Here is an 18,969-nt window from a genome sequence, read left to right as displayed (position 1 = left end):
CGGACACTCGTGCCGCTACTCGACGGCTGCCCATCCCCACGGCCGCGAGCCGTGGTCGCCTTGGAGGCAGGCCAGTCGGTAGTGGGCTTGGTCGCGGTAACGCTCGGGGTCGCGTGCCGCCGCCTGGAGAGCGAAGCAGGTCACTCGAAGTTCACGGATGTCGCGGAGGACGGGGTAGCCCGCCCAGGCGGTCACGTCAGTGCCGTAGGCATCGCAGAACGCCGCGTACTGGTCGTCCGACACGGTGCCGAATGTGCCGTGACCGACGGCCGTAGAGGTGAGGTCCCACTCGGGCGGGCCGAGAGAGGAACGCTCAAAGTCCAGGAGATACGAGGTGGTTGCTGTGACAGCAACATTGCCGCCCCAGGCATCGCCGTGGATGACGCTCTCGGGACTACCTATAGGCAGGTCGGCCCACGCGCTCTGGAGACTGACGAGGCGGGCCCAGAGCCATCGCCGCTGTTCATCATCAAGGGTCGTCGCCTCACCAATCCGGGCGGCGAGGCGGACGAACGGGTCCAGCCGTCCCAGGTGGAAGGCAGGGACAGGGAGCTGGTGGAGGCGCCGAAGGAGCGGGGCCATGTCAGCTGCGGTGCCGGCCCGGTGAACCGGCAGCTCATGCCAGAAGGTGACCGGGTGGCCGTAGACCTCGACAGGATCCGCCAAGTCCTTGAGCGGCCGTACTGCAGGGACCTCGCAGTCGTGCAGCCAGCGGGCGACCGCGAGTTCACGGACCGCGGCGGCCCACTGACCGGGGCGAGCGATGCGAGCTACGACCTGTTGCGGAAGCCTCCACAAGGCGTTCTCGCCGATGCGCAGAGGCTCGGCCCCGTCAGCAGCGAGTCCGGCTTCTGCGCACGCCTTGAGCAGCACAGCATGGGAAAGATCCACTGTGGTCATGCCGTCACCATCGAACTGATCTGCTCTCGCAGGTCCCGGGCGTCCGGAAGCTCGGGATGGCGTTGCGTGAGACCTCGGAGCTCATCCAGTTCGTGCGTGGCTCGCAGCGAGCGGAGCTGAGCTGCTTCGGCAAGCGCGATACGACCATCGGCAACAGCCTCGGCCGGGTCACCGGTGGCCATCCGGAGAGAGGCCAACTTCGTACGGGAGAAGGTCCGGGACCGCGCGTAGTCGGCAGTGTGGGTGTCGACGGCGGTCTGCAGGCGCATAAGCGCCGAGCGCGGGGGATGGCCTAGGAGGGCAAGGTCGAACAGGGCGTGTCCTGTGTCGCCGTGGTGCTGGGCGCTGTCGTAATAGGCCATCCAGGGCCCCTCGTTGGCCGGAACCATCCCGGCAAAGGAATCGTCAGACTCTCCGACCGCAGCGAGTGCCTGCTGCGTCTTGCCCATCTTGGCGAGTGCCCGGGCACGGGCGTTGTGGAGCATCGAGCGCTCAGCAGGGGAGAGACGGTCCGCGCGAATGAGCCCGAGCTCGGCGAGGGTGAGTCCGGTATCGGGGTCACCGCGCCACGTGGCGTGCCGCGAGCGCAGGTTGTAGGAGACGGCACGCGATGGCCAGTTGTCTGCTTCCTCGGCACACAGGGTGGCGAAGACGAAGTAGCGCTGCGCGTCCTCATGGGCGAACGCGTCAAATGCCGAGGAGCCGACAGCGGCGGCCAGGCCGCTAACGGCCGTGAACAGGCCGCCCCTGAGTGGAGACGGGCAGTCGGCGCTCAGGAGGTTTGCGGCCCACTGGACTTGGGCGCGTGCGGTGTCTCGGACGACACCAGCGCCACCGTAGAGGTTGTCCCAGCTGCGCAAGGTGGTGGCCGCGGTGTTGATCTGGTCGATATCAGCGGAGCGAACTGTCGCCGGTACCGCGGTGGCCGAGCTGGCGTTCGCAAGAGGGAGTAGTGCGCCGGTGGCAGCGCTTGCTGCGGCGAGGAAGTTGCGTCGGAGCATGGTGCTGAACTCGTTCCAGTCGGAGGTAGACCGGGGCTCCTCCAGAGTGCCTCCCAACCAGGCTCCGAGGGGAGTGCTCGCGTTCCAGATCGGGGAGTTGTCCACATCCCGGGCGCGGTTGTCCACATCAGCTTGAGCCGGCTCCAAGAGCCGAGCGATAGCGCCCCCGGTTTCCAGGGCCGTGTCCATGTCCGCGGCATATCGCGCCTTGCAGGTGCGTTGGCCCTTCTCTAACTTGCTGACCAGGTCGCCGCTGATGTGCACCAGGGCGCCAAGTTGATCCTGGCTCAGTCCTCGCAAGACCCGCCAGTGCCTGATCTCGGCCCCCAGCCGTTCACGGGCAGAGCGTGATGGTTGAAGATCCTTCGGTCGCTGCGGCATCAGATCCCCCCTCAGCGAACTGATGTGGACAACATGGCTCCCGCTTGTCGGCGCGACCCCGCGAGATCACCCAACGGCACAGATCGTTTCACACTGTTGCGCGCTCAGTACACAACGCGATCAGGCTCGTCGCGTGGCTGCTTCGGTGCGCGAACTCGACGTACATCGCTCAGAGTCTCGGGCCGTGACTTCGGCGACCGAGACCGTATTAGGTCGCATCCATACGGACAGACTCCGTGTCCGCATACGCGGTCTGGTATCTGACTCTCCGTAGATCCATCCTTGACGGACGGATTGCCGCGGGAGACGCACGACCGCCGATGGTTACGGAACGTCCGCAAGTGTCTGCGGACCGTCCCGGAACGCGGTCGCCATCCGTTCGGCGGCGGCCAGCATCGCTGGACCATGAGAGAGGAGAGCTCCACGGACGATCTCACCGCATTCTCAGCCATGCGCAAGGAAGACCCTATAGCCAGTAGGAGAGACCTCGTGGCCCACATCTCCGCCCATCCAGCTTCGTCCGCCGGCGCTTTGGCACCCACGGATCCGACGTTCCGGATCGTGTTCCTCTTCCACAGCAACCTGGACCTGCTGGAGACGACGCTGCCGCGCTGCCTTGAAGCGCTCACCGACTCGACCACGGAGTCGTTCGAGGTCATGCTGCACTGCGACGGTACTTCTCCCGAGGTTGCTTCCAAACTCCCGGCGCTCTTGACCGGCTGGGGTGTTGACGAACTGAGGGTTCGCCGGCGCCATCGATTTGTCGCCTCGGGTGATGGCTCAAACAACGGGCACCGCCAACTCTTCGCCCTCCGCTCGCCCTACCTGATCGTGATCGAGGACGACGTGGTGATGTATCGCACCGATCCGTCCTTCGACGTGCTGGCAGCCTGCCGACGACTCTTCGAGAGCTGTCCCGACGTACCAGCTTTGAGCAAGGTTGACGACTACCACCAATGGTCCTGGGCGTTGAAGGACGAAGGCGCCGAGATTGAGCCGGGTGTGCGCTCAGTGAACCGGCTGTCGACCCACTTCGTCGCCTACGACGTCCAACGCTTCACCGCGGTGGCGGCCCGGCTCGGTGGGTTCGACCTCGATGTGTTCATCGACAGGGATGACCTCAGCTACAACTGGGAAGATCTCGTGTCACACGTCGGGACCACCGGCGGACGCCGGATCGCCTTTCCTGAGGGCTGGCCGCTGAAGGTCTTCCACTGCGACCGCAAGGTGGTCGCTGGCTCGATGTACCACACCCAGGACCCGCGGCTGAAGGCCCAGATCCTCGCCGACCTGGAGCAGCAGTTCCGGGCTCAGCCCTCATCGGATACGAGGGTGACCGCGTGATGCCCACGACCCCGCGCGCCCTCGAAACGGCCGACCACGCACAGAGAATGACGAGTTGGTTCGAGCTGGTTGCGCAGAGCAGCTCGCTGTCGGAGCGATTCCGACGCCGGTACGCCATCGTGCTCGCTCAGCTTGAGTCTCGGGCCGCGGCAGACGATGTTCTGGCGGCGCGAGCTGTTGCGGAGAGGAACCCTCACGGGGCGGCAGTGATCCTCGTCCACGGGCTCCCGCCACAGCTCCAGCCGAGCGCTTCGTCTGACAAGCCGACAGTCGAAGGTGTCGGGCCGGCTGCACGGACGGTACGGGATCTACTCGCCACGGTCTCGGACTTCGCGTCATTCATGGCCTCTCAGCCGCCACTGGCGCAGACTGCCGTCCCGATCCATCCGTCGCGCCGAGCGCGCCTGGTCCAGTCGGCGGACAGGAGCTCCGGCGGGCTGGTGGCGTTGGTCTGGTCGGCCGAATCCGTTGAGGCTCGGCTGCGCAACGAGGAGCGCATTGGGGAGCTGTTGAGGCAGTTCACGTCGCCCTCTGGCCTCCGGTTCGAGGTCCAGGGGGACTACGCCTTGGTGCGAGTCGATCCCTCGTCCGACCCGTGGGCCTTCACGCCGAACCTCGGGCAGACCCTGGAGGACCTGCTGCGCTCGGACGCCCTCGGTTCTGCTGTACGAGGGCGTGTCGTGGTGTCGCTACGGGCGATGCGCAAGGCGATGCTCACCGCCGGCGTGATCTGGCAGGGCTTCGCGCCGCGCAACATGTTCCTGCGCGGCGAGGTGATCGTGCTCATCGACTTCGAGGAGGTCGTGGATGCGGCGGCCGATCCGGTGCGGGCCGCCGAGTGCCTGCTGTGGCACCGGATCTTCTTCGCCGATTGCCTCGATCCTGTCGAGGCAGAAGAGCTGTTCGCTGGGGACGAGGGTGGCGCGCCGCTGATAGAGGACGGTCACCCGCTGGCCGCGGACTCCTTCGAGCGTGCACTGCTCAACGTCCAGACAGTCTCCTGGCAGCAGAGGAGGGATCTGCTGTGGCAAAGTCTCCGGCTGGAGGGGCGCCACGCTCGCCCCGAAAAGGTTCGAGACCGCGGACTGCTCCATGGGCACGAACTGGGCCATTTCTGGGGCGACTTCCTTCCGGCTGCTCAAGAGGCGCGTCTGTTCTCGCACCTGGCGTCGGTCAGTGATCCGGCCATGCTCGTTGCGTGCCTGGAGGTGTTCGAAGCTGCGATGGAGGCGGACATCTGCCGGGCCATCACGGTCAACTGCCGCGGTGAGGCCGACGGAGCACCTCTGCGCACCGAGGCGGTGATCGACGCCCTGGACGCGGTCGAGGTTGGTGACCTTGCTGTCGAGCGGTCCCGCATCGTGCATTGGTACGACCGGCTCGTGACGGACCCCGCGCAGCTAGTGGACGAGCTGCTTCTTGCCGTTGGTACTGCGGTCGGCGGGGTGGATCGTTCGGTGCTGGACATGTACCTGGTGGGCGGAAGTGCTAGCCGTGCCAGCCATGAGGCAGACCTCACCTCCGCAGTCCGCGTCGGGTTGGACTTTCTGCACGGCTCCGGGTCGGAGACTCCCTTCTTACGCCATGCCGATCCGACTGCGTTGCAGAAGACCATCGCCGGCCCGCTCCCCGAGGCCGGATCCTGCTTCGACCACGTTCTGGCCGAGATCGAGGAGGTGATCGCCCGTCACTCCATCCGGCAAGGGCACCCTCGCTACCTGGCATTCCCGGACTCGGGGAACGCGCTGGCAGCGCTGGCCGGCAGCATCCTCAGCCCATTGCTCAACCAGAACCTGATCGCGGTCGACCGCAGCGCCCCGTCCGCCACGTTCGTGGAGGTTCAGGTCATCGAGTGGCTGCGGGCATTGGTCGGCTACGAGGACTCTCCGCTGACCGAGCTGCGCGGGGTGAAGGACGTGGGCGGGCTGTGGACGACAGGCGGCCACTTGTCCAATCACGTTGCCATGCTGGCGGCGCTAGGCCGGGCCTATCCCCAAGTTCGCAAGCTGGGACTGCGGGCGCTCGACACCCAGCCTTCCGTGGTGATGGCCGGCCCTATCGCCCACTACTCGCACAGCGATGCTGCCTTCCACCTGGGGCTGGGTTGGGACTCCGTGCTGTCGGTGGGCACCGAGCGGGGTTTCACCACCGATCCGGCTGCGGTGGACCGCCTTCTGGCGGACCCGCCGGCAGGTCGTACTCCTTTCATGGTCGTGGGGGTGGCCGGGAACTGCCGCACGACCGGCTTGGACGACCTCGAGGCGCTGGGAGAGGTCTGCCGTCGACACGGGGTCTGGTTTCACGTGGACGCCTGCCACGGCGGCAGCCTGATCTTCAGCGAACGGCTCCGCAGCCAGCACCTGGCCGGGATCGAACTCGCGGACTCCGTGTCCCTGGACCCGCACAAGGGCCTATTCACCCCTTACCCGTCCTCGTATGTCCTCTTCCGAGAGCGGGCGGTGCTCACCCAGTTCAGCCGTCATGAGGCCGCCGTCATGGCTGACGACTGCTGGGACCTCGGGCTCATCACTCCGTTCCTCGGCTCCCGCGGCTTCCAGAGCCTGGCCACCTGGATGCTGCTACGCCACGTCGGCACCCGCACGCTCGGCGCGATGGTGGAGTCCCGGCAGGCGATCGTCCGCTATCTGGAACGCCGAGTCGACGACAGCGGGCTGTTCGTCCGGCTCAACGATGTGGACTTCTACCGGCTGGCCTTCGTGTTCTGCCCGCCAGCCTTCCGTAGGGCGATGGCGGAGCTTGACCCTGCTGGCCGGCTGCGGGCGGCCAAGGTGATCAGCTCGTATACCTCGCGGCTGAACACTGCGCTGTACCAGTCAGGTGAGGTCTGCTTCGACGAGCACACTCTCGGGGACCTCGACGACCGGATCGGAGCGGGGGCCGGCACCAGCTACACGATCATGGCGGCCTGCCCGGGCAACCCACTGGTCACCCGCGAAGACTTGGACGCTGCCATGAAGAAGTTGGTCTCCGAAGCGCTCGCGCTGGTGGAACCGATGCTCGCTGAGCTTCGCGGCAACCTGCCGCAGCAGACGCGTCGGCGAGCTGGCGGGCCGGCGGGATGGAGCGACGTCGAGTGAGCAGCGAACTCGTCTCCCAGGTCTCCCGGTTCCTCGAGCAGCATGCCCCTGGTCTGGTGGCCGCGTTCGTGTATGGCTCGGTGGCCACCGGGCACGCTGGGCCTGGGAGCGACATCGACTGCTTTGTCATGCTGGACAACTTGCCGGACCCGGGTACCCGAGAGCAGCTGCGAGTCGGCTTCGGCAGGCTGCAGACGGCGCTGGGCTACACCCCCGATCTGAACTATCCGATCGAGGTGTTCAGCGTGGAGCAGTGCCTGGCAGTGCTGTCGAGCGCAACAATGCACCGTGCACTCGGCCAGGCATGCTCGCAGGCGGCGCTCTGCGAGGACCTGGCCGAGACGGACGCGGTGGAAGTGCTTCGGGCGCTGCTTGGAACCCGCCTGACCGTGCGCTCAGCCCCGCAGCTGGACGATCTGACCCGGTTGGCGCAGGAGCTCTTGGCTGAGGCAAGCGGCCATACCGTACTGGCCCCCGACCGCGATGTGCTGCGGGCCCTCGGCGTTCGCAGTGATTCACCCACCAGTGAGAGGACCACGAAGTGGACAGTAACGAGCAGCAGATAGTCCCGGACCGTCGGCTACTGCCGGCGGACAATCACGTGCATACCGAATGGTCCTGGGACGCCTCCACAGCCGTGATGGAGCAGGCGTGCGAGCGGGCGCTGGCGATCGGCTTACCTGCGATTGCCTTCACCGACCACGCCGACTTCACCGCGTGGGCCTTCCCAGGCCAGCAGGCCGAGACACCGGTGGTGCGAGTGATCGACACTCACGCCCGCAGCGGCCTGCTGGATGTCGACGGGTACTGGGAATGCCTGGAGCACTGCCGTGCCCGCTTCCCCGACCTGAAGATCCTGGCCGGAGTCGAACTGGGTGAGCCCCACTTGTTCGCGGCCGAGACCAGCTCGCTGGTCCAACGGCGGGACTTCCAAAGGGTTCTCGGCTCGTTGCACTCCCTGGAGGTGGGCGGGCAACTGCACTACGCCCCGACCGTGTTCACTGCGGACACGGCGATGGAGACCATGCGCACGTATCTCGCTGAGACCCTGCGCATGGTGGAGAGCAGCAGCATCTTCGGGATCCTGGCCCACATCGACTACCCCATGCGGGCCTGGCCGAAGACAGCGAAGCCCTTCGACTCGGCGGACTACCAAGAGGAGTACCGGGCTGTCCTTCGTGCCTTGGCCAGCTCCGGCCGGGCGCTAGAGGTCAATACCGGGGGCCCGTGGCCGGCGGACAACGTGCTCCGCTGGTGGCGTGAGGAAGGCGGGGAGGCGGTGTCGTTCGGCAGCGACTCCCACGAGCCGTCCACGGTCGGGAAGAATTTCGCCCTCGCCGCGGCGATGGTGGAGAGCGTCGGGTTCCGTCCTGGCAAGCACCCCATCGACTTCTGGCGCCGGTGATCCCTGTGCATGAACCACGAGGAGATGACGCCATGTCTGTCGCGCTCTCACGCAGCCGTCTTGTCGCGTCGCCGGTCTTCATCCTCAGCTCGATCCGCTCCGGTTCGACGCTGCTGCGGTGCATCCTGGACACGCATAGCCGGATCAGGGCTCCGCACGAGCTGCACTTGGCCGATCTGGAGGTCAAACTCACAAGCAAGTACGTCGAGTTGGCCATGGGGGTATCCGGCCTGCCCCAGGAGGAGATCGAGCATCTGCTGTGGGACAGGCTGCTGCACCGGGAGCTCGCTCTGAGCGGGAAGGAGATCGTCGTCGATAAGACACCGGGCAACTTGCTGCTGTGGCGCAGGCTGTCCGATTGCTGGCCCGATGCGCGCTTCATCTTCCTCCTCCGTCACCCGCTGCATATCCTCCAGTCCGCGATCGCGGGGCGTCCCGACAAGGACCTTGACGACTCGGTGTACCTGGTGACCACGTATCTGCGGGAGTTGGACAAGGCCCGGCAGGAGCTGCCTGGCCTGACGGTTCGCTACGAGGACCTCACCGCCGCGCCGGAACGGGTAACGCGAGAGGTGTGCGCGCATCTGGGGGTGGCCTGGGAGGCGGGCATGCTGGACTACGGGGCCGCGGATCACGGGCCGATGCTGTGGGGCATCGGGGATTTCACCGAGAACATCAAGACTGGATCGGTGCAACCGAGCCGCGATCTGCCAGCCGATTCCGAGGTCCCCGAGTACCTGCGTGAGGCGTGCGCGGCTTTGGGCTACGGCCCAGCCACCGCGTGAACCTCGCCGAGGACGGCGACGCCTGTCGGCTTCTTCAGCGGCAGGCGTCCCGGCAGGAGGCAGCTCGGCAGGTGCTCGATGTGCTCCAGCCCCTTGAGCGGTGGCAGCGATTCGGGGAGCCGAGATTGTGCGGGGCGGCTGCGTACGGGCTGCTGGTCGTCCCGGACATCGACATCGAAATCTACGGCGACCTTCGCGTCGAATCCGGCTTTGCTCTGCTCGCCGCCTGGGCCAAGGACCCTGCCGTGCGAAGAGCACTGTTCATCAACGCTGTTGGCGAGGTGGACGCGGGGCTCGGCTGGGAACTCCGATATCACCACCAGGGGGTGCCATGGGCTGTACAGATGTGGTTGCTGGCCGGCGACTACGACGGCCCCAGATCCGCCGATCTTGTCGGGCCGATGCGTTCGGCCTTGGACGATGTGACGCGGGCCGCCATCCTGCGCCTCAAGGAGGCACTGGTGGAGCGGGGCGCGGCCTACCGGTCGATCGACGTCTACCGTGCGGTGCTCGACCACGGGGTGGAAAGCGTCGAGGATTACGACCGGTGGTGCCGGTCGTATTCCTCGACGGGGTTGATCAACTGGCGGCCTGCCCCATCGCGCTAGTCGGTGGTGCAGCTGCGTCACATCTGGTTGGGGGCGTCGATCCCGAGCAGTTCGAGGCCGAGCGCCAGGGTCCGTGCGGTGAGGTCGCACAGAGCCAGTCGGCTCTGCCGGACATCTCCTTCGGCGCGGAGCACGTGGCACTTCTCGTAGAAGGACGTGAAGGCGCTGGCCAATCCGTAGAGGTAGTGCGCGAGCCGGTGGAACTCCAGGTTCTCAGCGACCTCGCAGATCAGAGTGCCGAAGCCAAGCAGCTCCAGTGCCAGGGCACGCTCGGCCGGCTCCGCGATGACCAGCGTGTCGATGGTACGGGTGGGCTCTACCCCGGCGCGCCGGAAGATCGAGCAGATCCGGGCCCGGGCGTACTGCAGGTAGGGAGCGGTGTTGCCCTCGAACGAGAGCATCCGGTCGTAGTCGAAGACGTAGTCCTTGAGACGGTCGGTCGACAGATCGGAGTACTTGACCGCGCCGATCCCCACAGCCCGCGCAACGGCGGCACGGGTCTCCTCGTCCAGCTCTGGGTTCTTCTCCGCGATGACGGCAGAGGCCCGGATGATCGCCTCCTCCAGGAGGTCGACGAGCTTGACGGAGACGCCGGCACGGGTGCGCAGCATCTTGCCGTCACTGCCGAGGATCGAGCCGTGGCCGATGTGCTCGGCACGGGCCGGCGGGGCGAGCCAGCCGGCATCGCGGGCGGTCTCGTAGACCATCTCGAGGTGCTGGTGCTGGGGCAGGCCAACGACGTAGAGCAGCCGGGTGGCGTGCAGATTCCTCAGACGGTGCCGGATGGTAGCGAGGTCTGTGGCCCCGTAGCCGAACCCGCCGTCGCCCTTCTGGACGATGATCGGCAGCGGGTCGCCGTTGCGGTTGAGGTAGTCGCCGGGGAAGACGCACTTGGCGCCTTCACTGTCACGGAGCAGCCCCAGCTCGTCCAGCTCGTCCAGAACCGACTGGAGCTGGTCGTTGTAATAGCTCTCCCCGAAGAAGTCATCCTCGTTCAGGCGCACACCCAAGGTGCTGTAGACGGTGAGGAAGTACTTCTTCGACTCGTCGACCAGGGTGCGCCACAGGCGCAGCGTGGTCTCGTCCCCACCCTGCAGAAGAACCACGCGCTTGCGGGCCCGGTCCTTGAAAGCCTCGTCGGCGTCGAACTTCGCGCGAGCGGCCCGGTAGAAGCCGTTGAGGTCACCTACGGACAGCTCGTGGGCGGCCTCGGACTCGCCGATGTCCAGGAGGTGTTCGACGAGCATGCCGAACGGCGTGCCCCACTCTCCGATGTGGTTCTGACGGATCACCGTGTGACCCTGCCATTCGAGCAGGCGCACGGCGGCGTCACCGATGATCGTCGACCGGAGGTGCCCGACGTGCATCTCCTTGGCGGCGTTCGGGGCCGAGTAGTCGATAGTGATCGTCTCGGGGCCCTCGACCTGCGAAACGCCCAGCCGGTCGTCATCGAGCGTGTCGGCCAGCATCTGGCCGAGGACGTCGTCGGAGATGGTCAGGTTGATGAAACCCGGCCCGGAGATCTCCACGGACGAGCACAGGTCGTCGAGCTTGGCCTTTGCGACCACCTGAGCGGCGATCTCGCGCGGGTTACCGCCGATCTGGCGGACGAGGGGCAGAGCGGCGTCGGACTGGAAGTGCGCGTGCTGGGATCGTCGGACGAGGGGGTCCACGGAAGTTCCCGCCACTGCCTCGAACGCCGATTTGAGCCGCTGACACAGCAGCTCTTCCAGGTTAGCCATTTCAAAAATCTAGCCGAGCCGAAAGAGACGTGTCCAATCCCGGCCGCAGCTCTGACGAGTAGTCAGGCCATGCCTCTCCAAACGATCATGCAGCCCCGGCGTCGGAGGTGCCAGCTGCGCTCGAGATCAAGATCGGATAATCGCGCCGCTGATCGGAGAGGAGCACGGCTGGCTCCGCTGGCCAGAGCTGTCGCGTTACGAGTCCAAGGCAGTAGCCGCAACCATAGGGAGCGATGTGTCGAGGCGACTGTGCATTCTTCTGCCGGAGATCGGCGTGACCAGCGAGACCTTCCTCCAGTGGGACGTTCAGAGACTGTCGCCCAGCGACACAGTCGTCGTCAGCGACCCGCCCCCGCGTGGCGAGACCGTCGTCGGCTGCGGGGCTTGGGACACAGCGGGCGCGCCGAGCCTCACCTTCGACCCGTTGCCGGGCGATCCCGCCCCGTCCCTGGAGCGGCAGCAGGCTGTTCGCGAATTCCTGGCGAAGCACGGCGTGGAGGTGGTGCTGGTCGAGTACTTCGACTTTGCCGACCGGTGGTTCGACTTGTTGCGCTCGGTCGGCGTGCGGGTGTGGGTTCGCGGACACGGGGTCGATCTCTCCGCTAGGCTCCGCGACTCCTACTGGCGGGAGGTCTATCTGCGCTACGCGGCCGCAGACGGGCTGATCGTGCCCAGCGCGAGGGCGGCCGAGCGCCTGATCGACCTTGGGTTACCAAGGGAACGGCTAAGGGTGGTCCGCTGTTGTGTCGAGATCCCCCCGACTCGGCCGGCGACACCAGTCCACCCGCGCAGCCGGCAAGTTCGGTGCGTAGCGGTCGGGAGGCTGGTTCCCAAGAAGGCTCCGCTTCTCCTATTGGAGTCGTTCGCTGATGCCTGCCGTGCGGACTCGCGACTCAGACTCGATCTTGTTGGGGACGGGCCCCTGATGCCCGACGTCCAACGTTTCATCGACGCGCACGGGCTCACCAACCACGTCTCCGTCCATGGACGGCTACCGCACGAACAGGCCCTGGCTCTCATCCGCGGAGCCGACATCATGCTGCACCACGCGGTCACCTCATCGGTCGACGGCGACGCGGAGGGACTGCCGGTGTCCATCCTCGAAGCCATGGGCGCGGAGGCCGCCGTCATTGCCACCCGGCATGAGGGCATCCCCGAAGTGATCAACGACGGCGTCAACGGCCTGCTAGTCGGCGAAGGGGACGTGCACGGCATGGGCCGCGCGATCGTCGACTTGGCCGACGACGCCCGCAGGCGACGGCGACTCGGGACCGCAGCCAGGCAGTCCATCATCCACGGCTACACCGAGGCGCGGGCCCGAGGCACTTTGTTGTCGCTGCTGAGGCTCCCCGCGCCAGCCCGTACACCAGGAGGAGATTTGTGAAGACGGTAGTCCTGCTCGTAAAGAACGGCATCGGGTTCGGCCACATCCGACGCGCCATCTTGATCGCCGAGGCGATCCGCAAGGAGGGCCGACTTCGACCGGTCATCGTCAGCCAAGCGAGCTCGCTGAGCCTGTTCCGCGACACGGCCGTCGAGGTCGTCAACTTCCCTCTGCTGCATCGGGTGTCCTCGGCCGTCGCCGAGGACAGCTACACCGCGGTCCTGGACCGGCTCCTTCACCGGCTGGACCCTGCGGTGGTGATCGAGGACACCTACCCTGATCCTCGCTACCTCTCACTTCCAGCCCTCGCCCACCGGCCGCGGCTGCTCGTCATGCGTCGCCTCGACGGGACCTCCTTCGACCTACTCCGCAGCCAAGGCCGGTTCGGCGCCTACGACGCGATCCTCATTGCCCAGAGCCCCGAGGACTTTGGACGGGAAGGGCACAGCGGGCAATCCGTGGCGGCTGTTCAAGGAAGTGGTCGCTTCACCTTCGTCGGCAACCTCTGCTACTGCCCCAGCCCTGCGGAGATCGGGCAGATGCGGCAGCGATACGCCCCCGCAGGCGAGCGTCTCGTGGTGGTCAACGGCGGTGCCGGCGGCGACCAGATGCCGGATGGCTACGGGGACCGGCTGTTCCACGCCTGTGCGCACGTCGCGGCCCAGCTGCGGGAGGAGAGTAGCCCGGCCCGCTTCGTCTTCGTCACCGGCCCCTACTACGCCGGCAGAGCACTGCAAGAGACTCCCAACGTCACGGTTCGACGATTCGAGCCCCAGCTCGCGGCTCTACTCGCGGCCGCACACGTTGCGGTCATTAAGCCAGGAAACAATGCGTTGTCCGAAGCCCTGCTCGGGCAGGCCCAGCTCGTCCTGGTGCCGGACGTCTCCTTCATGGAGGGGCTGGACGAGCACGCAGCGAGGATCGCCGAACAGTACGGCGGAGCAACTGCGTCGACTGATCCGGTAGTTCTCGCCAGTCATATCCGAGCATCCCTGGCCCGTCCCCTCCGCACGACGCGCCCGGCGCCCAACCACGGCGGGCTGGCTACGGTCATCCGTGCGATCGATGCGTTGGCCCAGCCGAGTCGGATCGGGATTCCGCTGCGCCGCCTGATGCTCATCTTGATACCCGGCGCCGGCCAGAGCCCAGTTGCTCTGCGCGGTTCCCTCCCCCGCGCCCTTCGAGGAGCGCTGATAGTCGACGAGACCTCGGAAGCTGACATGACCGCCGTGGCCCAGATCGATACTGAAGCCAGTAAGCCTCCGCGGTCTCGGGCAGTACTGCTCGGCGGTGACGCCCCCAGGCATCCTCCCCAGATGATCGCGGACCAAGGAGTGCAACTACTCATCTCGCGGAGCCGGACCGCGCCTGGGTGGATTGAGCGCTGGCAGCGGCTCGCCCCATCTGTGCCTACACCCGTAGTCATCGGGAGTTGCTCGATCAAGGCCGTCGCTGACGGCGAGCAGCTGTTCTACAGGGCCTTGGCGCGGCTGTTCGACACGGCCGATCCGGCCTGCGCGGTGCTTGACCTCGCCTCTCTGCCCAGCACAAGCGCGATCGAGGATTACCTCACTCGGATCAGCGGATGGCTGGAGTCCCAGCCCGTGGAGCTCGTTCCGCCCGAGTCGTTGACCGAGCGCTACACCCGCCACTCACTGGAGCTGTGATGACCCGAGATGTCAACCGCGACCAGGACGACGTCGAGCCGAACTTGCAGCTCATCTCCACCTTCGACGTCCGTCACGCCAACAGCGACGTCGACAACTTGGTCGACCAGATCACCGAACTGCTCTCCGCCGACACCAGGCTCGTCGACCTGTCGCACCACGACAGGTTCGGCACCATCATCGAGCTCCGAGCCCAAACGACAGGACACGTTGACCGATGACAACTCCCGCTCCTTCACGTCGACTTGCTGCCGACGTCCGTGCCCACGGGCATGCGGCCTGGCCGGCCTTCCTCGGTCCGGCAGCCTGCGCCGAACTGCGAGTCCTGAGCGAGGCGCTCGCAGTTGGTCAGCATGCCCACCACTACCCGAAGTCGACCCGAGTCTGGGACCTCTTCAAGCACGGGGACCCGTTCATCGACCTGCTCAACAACGCGCTGCTCACCACGACGTTGAAAGACCTGCTCGGCGAGAACTTCCTGCTCTCCGACTACAGCCTCAACATGGTGCAGCCGGGCCAGCCTGTCGACGACTGGCACATCGACTACCCGTACAACGAGATGCCCACCATGGTGAGCGGCTCACTTCTCGGGCTCCAATGTGTCTTACCCTTGGACCCCTTCCACGAAGCGAACGGTGCCACGCAGCTGCTGAGCGGATCCCACGCAGCACCGCACCGCGCGGGTCCAGTTGGCGACCACGAACCAACCATCTTCGAGGCCGAGCCGGGGACACTTCTTGTGATGGCCGCCGCGACGTGGCACCGCTCCGGGTTCAACGCCTCTAGCTCCCCGCGGTCAGCCATCCTCCTCAGCTTCGTCGAACGGTGGGTGCGGCCGATGAGTGACCCGCCGGGCCCCGGGCCCTGGGGACGCACCGAAACGCTGCGGATCCTGCTGGGCATGCAACGGCCGCCTGAGACGATCAACGGCGTGGCAATCTAGCTGGCACCCTCGCGGATGACTCGGGCGGGGACTCCGACGACAGTCGCGCCAGCGGGGACATCACCGGTCACTACGGCGCCGGCACCGACCTTTGCGCCCCGCCCGATCCGCACGCTCTGGAGATGAGGGGTGATGACCACGGCGTTCGCGCCGATCACCACGTTGTCCTCGATGATGATCCGGTGCGGCGACCCTGCGGGAGCGCGAACGGCGAGCGTGACGTTCTGCCAGATCCGGACGTGACTGCCGACGGTCACGTTGTCGTGGACCACGGTTCCCATCCCGTGGTGCCCGAGGTAGACGTCAGGGCTGACATCGCAGCCGGCGGCCAGCGAGTTGTGATAGATCAACGAGTTCAACTGCTTGACGCGCTTGGCAAGTCGACGATATCCGCGCTTGCGTAATGCGATCGCCGTCATCCACAGTCGCTCCGGAGTCACGATTGAAGCCCCTCCCACCTGCACCAGCTGTCACTTCGCCAGCAATACCTACCCAGCGCAGGGCGGTTGGTTACCCAAGATGGGCAAGACTTTGCGCATCGTGACAGCGGCAAGCGCCTCGCGAACCCGGAATGGCGCCTTCGTGGCCCTTGCCCGACTAGATCTCTGCATGTCGTGCGAACAGCTCAGCCGAGCCCCTGGACGGTTCATCCCGATCGTCAATCATGCCGGTTTTGCGGGCAATGATTTCACGTCGACCGCAAAGTCTCAGCCCTGGCCATCGTCATTTACTGCCACACAGCCCGACTGCCAACCGACTGTTGGGCTCGCTGCTGCGAAATCACCCGAATAGGCCACAGCAAGCGTCATTGATTAATCGGCAGGGACATGTAGCTTTCCTTATGAATCACCGCAGGTCAGAGTAGCCAGAGTTGTCATGGCCGGTAACACCATCCGCTCTTCCAGAACATCGGTGGTGCCACTGGCAGGCGGCGATCAGCCCCTACTTCCGGCTTCACGCAGCCGGTCACCGTTCTCTCTTGCGTAGGGTGGTCAGTTGTCCGCTGGTCGCAGCATCGATGGAGAAGTCGGGATGTCCGAAGAGGATGGGCTAATTCACCATCACCTGGTTGACTCAGTGGAACCACCCCCCCACGGGCGAGTGGTCGATCTCGGCTGTGGAAGGGGACCGACGCTGGCAGCCTTCGCCCGTCGATTCCCGATAGTGCATCTGACTGGGGTCGACCGTTCTACAGCAAGTGTCGAAGCAGCCAGGGAACTGCTTGCTGATCACGCTGGCGGAAGTGACGTCCTGGTGACAGACCTCCGGGAGCCAGTCCCTCTGCCAGATAGCTGTGCTGATGCGGTCGTCTCGTACAACGTGCTCGAGTGCCTTCCGGACGCGCCCGCGTTCCTGGCGGAGATCTGGCGGCTGCTCAAACCTGGTGGCCGCGCCGTCGTAGCGCACGTGGACTTCGACTCGATCATGATTGCGGGGGTGGACCGCGACCTGGACAGACGGATCTGCCACGCCTTCACTGATGATCAACAGCAGTGGATGGACCATGCGGATGGACGAATCGGCCGAAAGCTACCCGGGCTGGTTCAGGCATCGCCGCTGATCTCGGAGCGGGTCGCCACGTGGGTCACGTCCTCAACTGAGCTGGTCGGCCAAGCAGCCCGGCGCATTGAGAACATAAGGCAAGCGCTGACCCTCACAGCCTCTCGGAGGAAGGGCCTTGTAGACATCGATGAGGTCGAGGCATGGCACGCAGCGGTGCAGGAGGCGGCTGCTGGCGCGCGGTTCTTCTTCGCTGAGACGGCAGTAGTCGTAACTGCCAGGCGGCTGGCGTAGCGTGAGGCGCGCCCAAAGGCGGAAAGCATCCGTTGCCCGTACCGCTGATCGGGGTGCAACCGCTCCGACGAGCGAGCAGGCGGGTCTACGAGACTCCACGATCGGGCAGGCCAAGCGATATGGGTGAGCGGTGTCCGCCTGGGCGCGGGTGATCGCAGAACGGGTCGATTCCGAGGATCACCCAGTCGGCTGTCTCGTCGACCCAGCGCACGCGAGGAGCCGGAACACCGGCGGGCAGGGCCCTGTTGAGCAGCGCCTCCCGCCGGTAGCACTCGGCGATGTGTGGATCACTGACGCTGCACGCAGCCTTAACGAACTGGCTCTCCGCCGACCCGTGCACAACTGCCGCAAAGCCACTCGTGAACCCACTTCCCGCGCTTGGCCCAGGGGAGACGGGTCCGCCAAGCCGGCGCTCGACAGCGTTTCTGACGGGAACCGGCAGTGCAGCCCAGGCCGGCCGCACTGCTGTGGAGGAGTACTTCGGCCTTGGCGTGATGACGGTCGGCATGACGTCATGCTGCCGTGCCGATGTGGCTATGTGCCAACGGATTTGGCGGCGGAATGTCTGGCAAGGACTGCCTACGGTTCGTCAGGCAACTCGGGCTCTGCCGAGTAGTATCGGCGAGTGGTCACCAATCCCGATGCGCTCACCGTGCTCTGCTTCGGCGACTCCAACACGTATGGCCAGCGCTCCGAGCAGGTCGAGCTCGGACGGTGGCCCGTCGACGTACGCTGGACGGGCCAATTGCAGTGCCTACTGGGCGACGAGTACAGCGTCATCGAGGAAGGGCTGAGCGGGCGTACAACCAACTTGGACGATCCCGAGCAAGTTGGCGCCAGCGGTCGCGCATACCTACGGCCGTGTCTGGAGACGCATCTCCCGCTGGACATCGTGGTACTGATGTTGGGCACGAACGACCTCAAGGTCCGCTTCGAGCGTTCCTCGGCTCAGATCGTCTCTGCAGTATCCGAACTCGTCGATGACATCCTGACCATCGTGAGCAGCCGCGATGGCAGCCGAAGTCAGGTCGTCCTTCTGGCCCCGGTTCCCCCAGACAACCGTAAGCCGAAGTTCGCGGAACTCTACGGTGCCGATTTCGATCATCAATCAATCGTTAACTCGCAGGAGTTGGTGGGCGGACTGCGCGCTCTGGCGCTCAGCCGCGGACTGCCGTTCGCCAGCCTCGATGACGTGGCCGACATGGGTGAAGACGGACTGCACTTGGACCGCGACTCACACGGCCCTGTTGCGGAGCTTGTGGCGCGAACGATCAAGGGGATGGGGGGCGGTCGGTACGTCGAAATGCCAGGAGGCGCCGAAGACATCCGGGTGGAGCGGTAGGCGCCCGCGACGGAGGAAGGCCGATAGGGGCTGGACTGATGACCGGCTTCTACCCAGACGGCGGCCACAGCATCGCCCCCGTGAACGTCCGTGCCCAGACCGAGGAATCGCTCGCGGCCCTCGGTCGGGCGGACGTCGTCTTCGTCCACAAACCCGAACGGTCTGGCCACGACCGGTGGTAGCTGCATCACAGCCTCCGTGTCGCGTTCGCCGTGCTGGGGGAGTTCGCGCAGGCCGGCCGGATCGGGGGGTACGGCGTCGCCACCTGGGCCGGCTTCATCGACCAGGCGTTCACCGTCGCCGAACTGATCGCGCTGGCCAGCGAGGCGGCCGGGTCGGCGAACCACCACCTCGCTGGCATCCAGCTGCCGGTCAGTCTCGTCACGGCCGAGCCGATCGCCCAAGCCCTCGATGGAGCCGGGCCGCTCGTCCACGCGCGCGACGCCGGGATCGTGACGTGGGGCGCCGCCCCCCCCCCCGGGGGGGGGCGGGCGGGCCGGATGACACCCCCACAGGTGAACCGCATACCGCCGGGATCGACCCCCCCCCCCGCCCCGTTCCAGCTCATCAGTGCC

The 18,969-nt window shown here is 66.0% G+C and carries 16 protein-coding genes and 1 pseudogene; 13 read left to right on the top strand and 4 right to left on the bottom strand.

The genetic code is table 11. The features are described from left to right. Positions 1–15: 15 nt before the first annotated feature. Complete coding sequence (locus tag ACIBEC_RS18710; RefSeq protein WP_360493537.1) at positions 16–900, bottom strand: aminoglycoside phosphotransferase family protein; 885 nt, start codon at positions 898–900, stop codon at positions 16–18. Next, complete coding sequence (locus ACIBEC_RS18705; RefSeq protein ID WP_360493533.1) at positions 897–2,282, bottom strand: helix-turn-helix transcriptional regulator; 1,386 nt, start codon at positions 2,280–2,282, stop codon at positions 897–899. The genes ACIBEC_RS18710 and ACIBEC_RS18705 overlap by 4 nt, the downstream gene beginning before the upstream one ends. 489 nt (positions 2,283–2,771) lie before the next feature. Here ACIBEC_RS18705 and ACIBEC_RS18700 point away from each other — a divergent pair, with 489 nt between their 5' ends. The 6 genes from ACIBEC_RS18700 (at position 2,772) to ACIBEC_RS18675 (ending at position 9,522) form a co-directional block, all read left to right on the top strand. Beyond that, on the top strand, positions 2,772–3,626 hold the full coding sequence (locus tag ACIBEC_RS18700; protein ID WP_360493531.1) for a hypothetical protein: 855 nt from the start codon (positions 2,772–2,774) through the stop codon (positions 3,624–3,626). 440 nt (positions 3,627–4,066) lie between these two features. After that, positions 4,067–6,724, top strand: coding sequence for a pyridoxal-dependent decarboxylase (locus ACIBEC_RS18695; protein WP_360493528.1), 2,658 nt, complete (start codon positions 4,067–4,069; stop codon positions 6,722–6,724). After that, complete coding sequence (locus ACIBEC_RS18690; RefSeq protein WP_360493525.1) at positions 6,721–7,290, top strand: nucleotidyltransferase domain-containing protein; 570 nt, start codon at positions 6,721–6,723, stop codon at positions 7,288–7,290. Before ACIBEC_RS18695 ends, ACIBEC_RS18690 begins: the two co-directional genes overlap by 4 nt. After that, complete coding sequence (locus ACIBEC_RS18685) at positions 7,266–8,129, top strand: histidinol-phosphatase HisJ family protein (protein WP_360493522.1); 864 nt, start codon at positions 7,266–7,268, stop codon at positions 8,127–8,129. Before ACIBEC_RS18690 ends, ACIBEC_RS18685 begins: the two co-directional genes overlap by 25 nt. A gap of 32 nt (positions 8,130–8,161) precedes the next feature. Next, the gene (locus tag ACIBEC_RS18680; protein ID WP_188302156.1) at positions 8,162–8,914 is read left to right on the top strand and encodes a sulfotransferase; all 753 of its coding nucleotides are present in this window, start codon (positions 8,162–8,164) and stop codon (positions 8,912–8,914) included. Then, positions 8,911–9,522, top strand: a complete 612-nt coding sequence (locus ACIBEC_RS18675) for a hypothetical protein (protein ID WP_360493519.1) — start codon at positions 8,911–8,913, stop codon at positions 9,520–9,522. The genes ACIBEC_RS18680 and ACIBEC_RS18675 overlap by 4 nt, the downstream gene beginning before the upstream one ends. Before the next feature lie 17 nt (positions 9,523–9,539). Here ACIBEC_RS18675 and argS read toward each other — a convergent pair whose 3' ends face one another. After that, positions 9,540–11,264, bottom strand: a complete 1,725-nt coding sequence (argS, locus tag ACIBEC_RS18670) for an arginine--tRNA ligase (RefSeq protein ID WP_360493516.1) — start codon at positions 11,262–11,264, stop codon at positions 9,540–9,542. Between the two features lie 274 nt (positions 11,265–11,538). Here argS and ACIBEC_RS18665 point away from each other — a divergent pair, with 274 nt between their 5' ends. Genes ACIBEC_RS18665 through ACIBEC_RS18650 form a run of 4 tightly spaced genes read left to right on the top strand, consistent with a single transcriptional unit; the run spans position 11,539 to position 15,258 of the window. Continuing rightward, a complete protein-coding gene (locus tag ACIBEC_RS18665) occupies positions 11,539–12,648 on the top strand; it encodes a glycosyltransferase family 4 protein (RefSeq protein ID WP_360493513.1) in 1,110 nt (369 codons plus the stop codon). Further along, positions 12,645–14,315, top strand: a complete 1,671-nt coding sequence (locus tag ACIBEC_RS18660; protein WP_360493511.1) for a hypothetical protein — start codon at positions 12,645–12,647, stop codon at positions 14,313–14,315. Before ACIBEC_RS18665 ends, ACIBEC_RS18660 begins: the two co-directional genes overlap by 4 nt. Continuing rightward, positions 14,315–14,536, top strand: a complete 222-nt coding sequence (locus ACIBEC_RS18655; protein WP_360493508.1) for a hypothetical protein — start codon at positions 14,315–14,317, stop codon at positions 14,534–14,536. Before ACIBEC_RS18660 ends, ACIBEC_RS18655 begins: the two co-directional genes overlap by 1 nt. Beyond that, positions 14,533–15,258: a phytanoyl-CoA dioxygenase family protein gene (locus ACIBEC_RS18650; protein ID WP_360261275.1), complete on the top strand. Its 726-nt coding sequence runs from the start codon at positions 14,533–14,535 to the stop codon at positions 15,256–15,258. Before ACIBEC_RS18655 ends, ACIBEC_RS18650 begins: the two co-directional genes overlap by 4 nt. On the opposite strand, the gene ACIBEC_RS18645 is transcribed toward ACIBEC_RS18650, so the two are convergent. Beyond that, the gene (locus tag ACIBEC_RS18645) at positions 15,255–15,677 is read right to left on the bottom strand and encodes a DapH/DapD/GlmU-related protein (RefSeq protein WP_317620843.1); all 423 of its coding nucleotides are present in this window, start codon (positions 15,675–15,677) and stop codon (positions 15,255–15,257) included. The two genes, ACIBEC_RS18650 and ACIBEC_RS18645, sit on opposite strands and share 4 nt — an antisense overlap. A 613-nt stretch (positions 15,678–16,290) precedes the next feature. Here ACIBEC_RS18645 and ACIBEC_RS18640 point away from each other — a divergent pair. The 3 genes and pseudogenes from ACIBEC_RS18640 to ACIBEC_RS18630 form a co-directional block, all read left to right on the top strand. Continuing rightward, the gene (locus tag ACIBEC_RS18640) at positions 16,291–17,052 is read left to right on the top strand and encodes a methyltransferase domain-containing protein (protein ID WP_360493505.1); all 762 of its coding nucleotides are present in this window, start codon (positions 16,291–16,293) and stop codon (positions 17,050–17,052) included. A gap of 625 nt (positions 17,053–17,677) precedes the next feature. After that, positions 17,678–18,394 carry a GDSL-type esterase/lipase family protein gene (locus tag ACIBEC_RS18635; protein WP_360493502.1) on the top strand — a complete coding sequence of 239 codons (717 nt, stop codon included), beginning with the start codon at positions 17,678–17,680 and terminating at the stop codon, positions 18,392–18,394. Positions 18,395–18,606: 212 nt separating this feature from the next. Further along, positions 18,607–18,969: pseudogene (locus ACIBEC_RS18630) on the top strand (hypothetical protein); the annotation flags it as partial.

This window comes from Kitasatospora sp. NPDC051164 (assembly GCF_044455625.1).
Taxonomy (GTDB): Bacteria; Actinomycetota; Actinomycetes; order Streptomycetales; family Streptomycetaceae; genus Kitasatospora.
The sequence above is the reverse complement of the archived record's forward strand: the minus strand, read 5'-3'. Positions and strand labels throughout refer to the sequence as shown.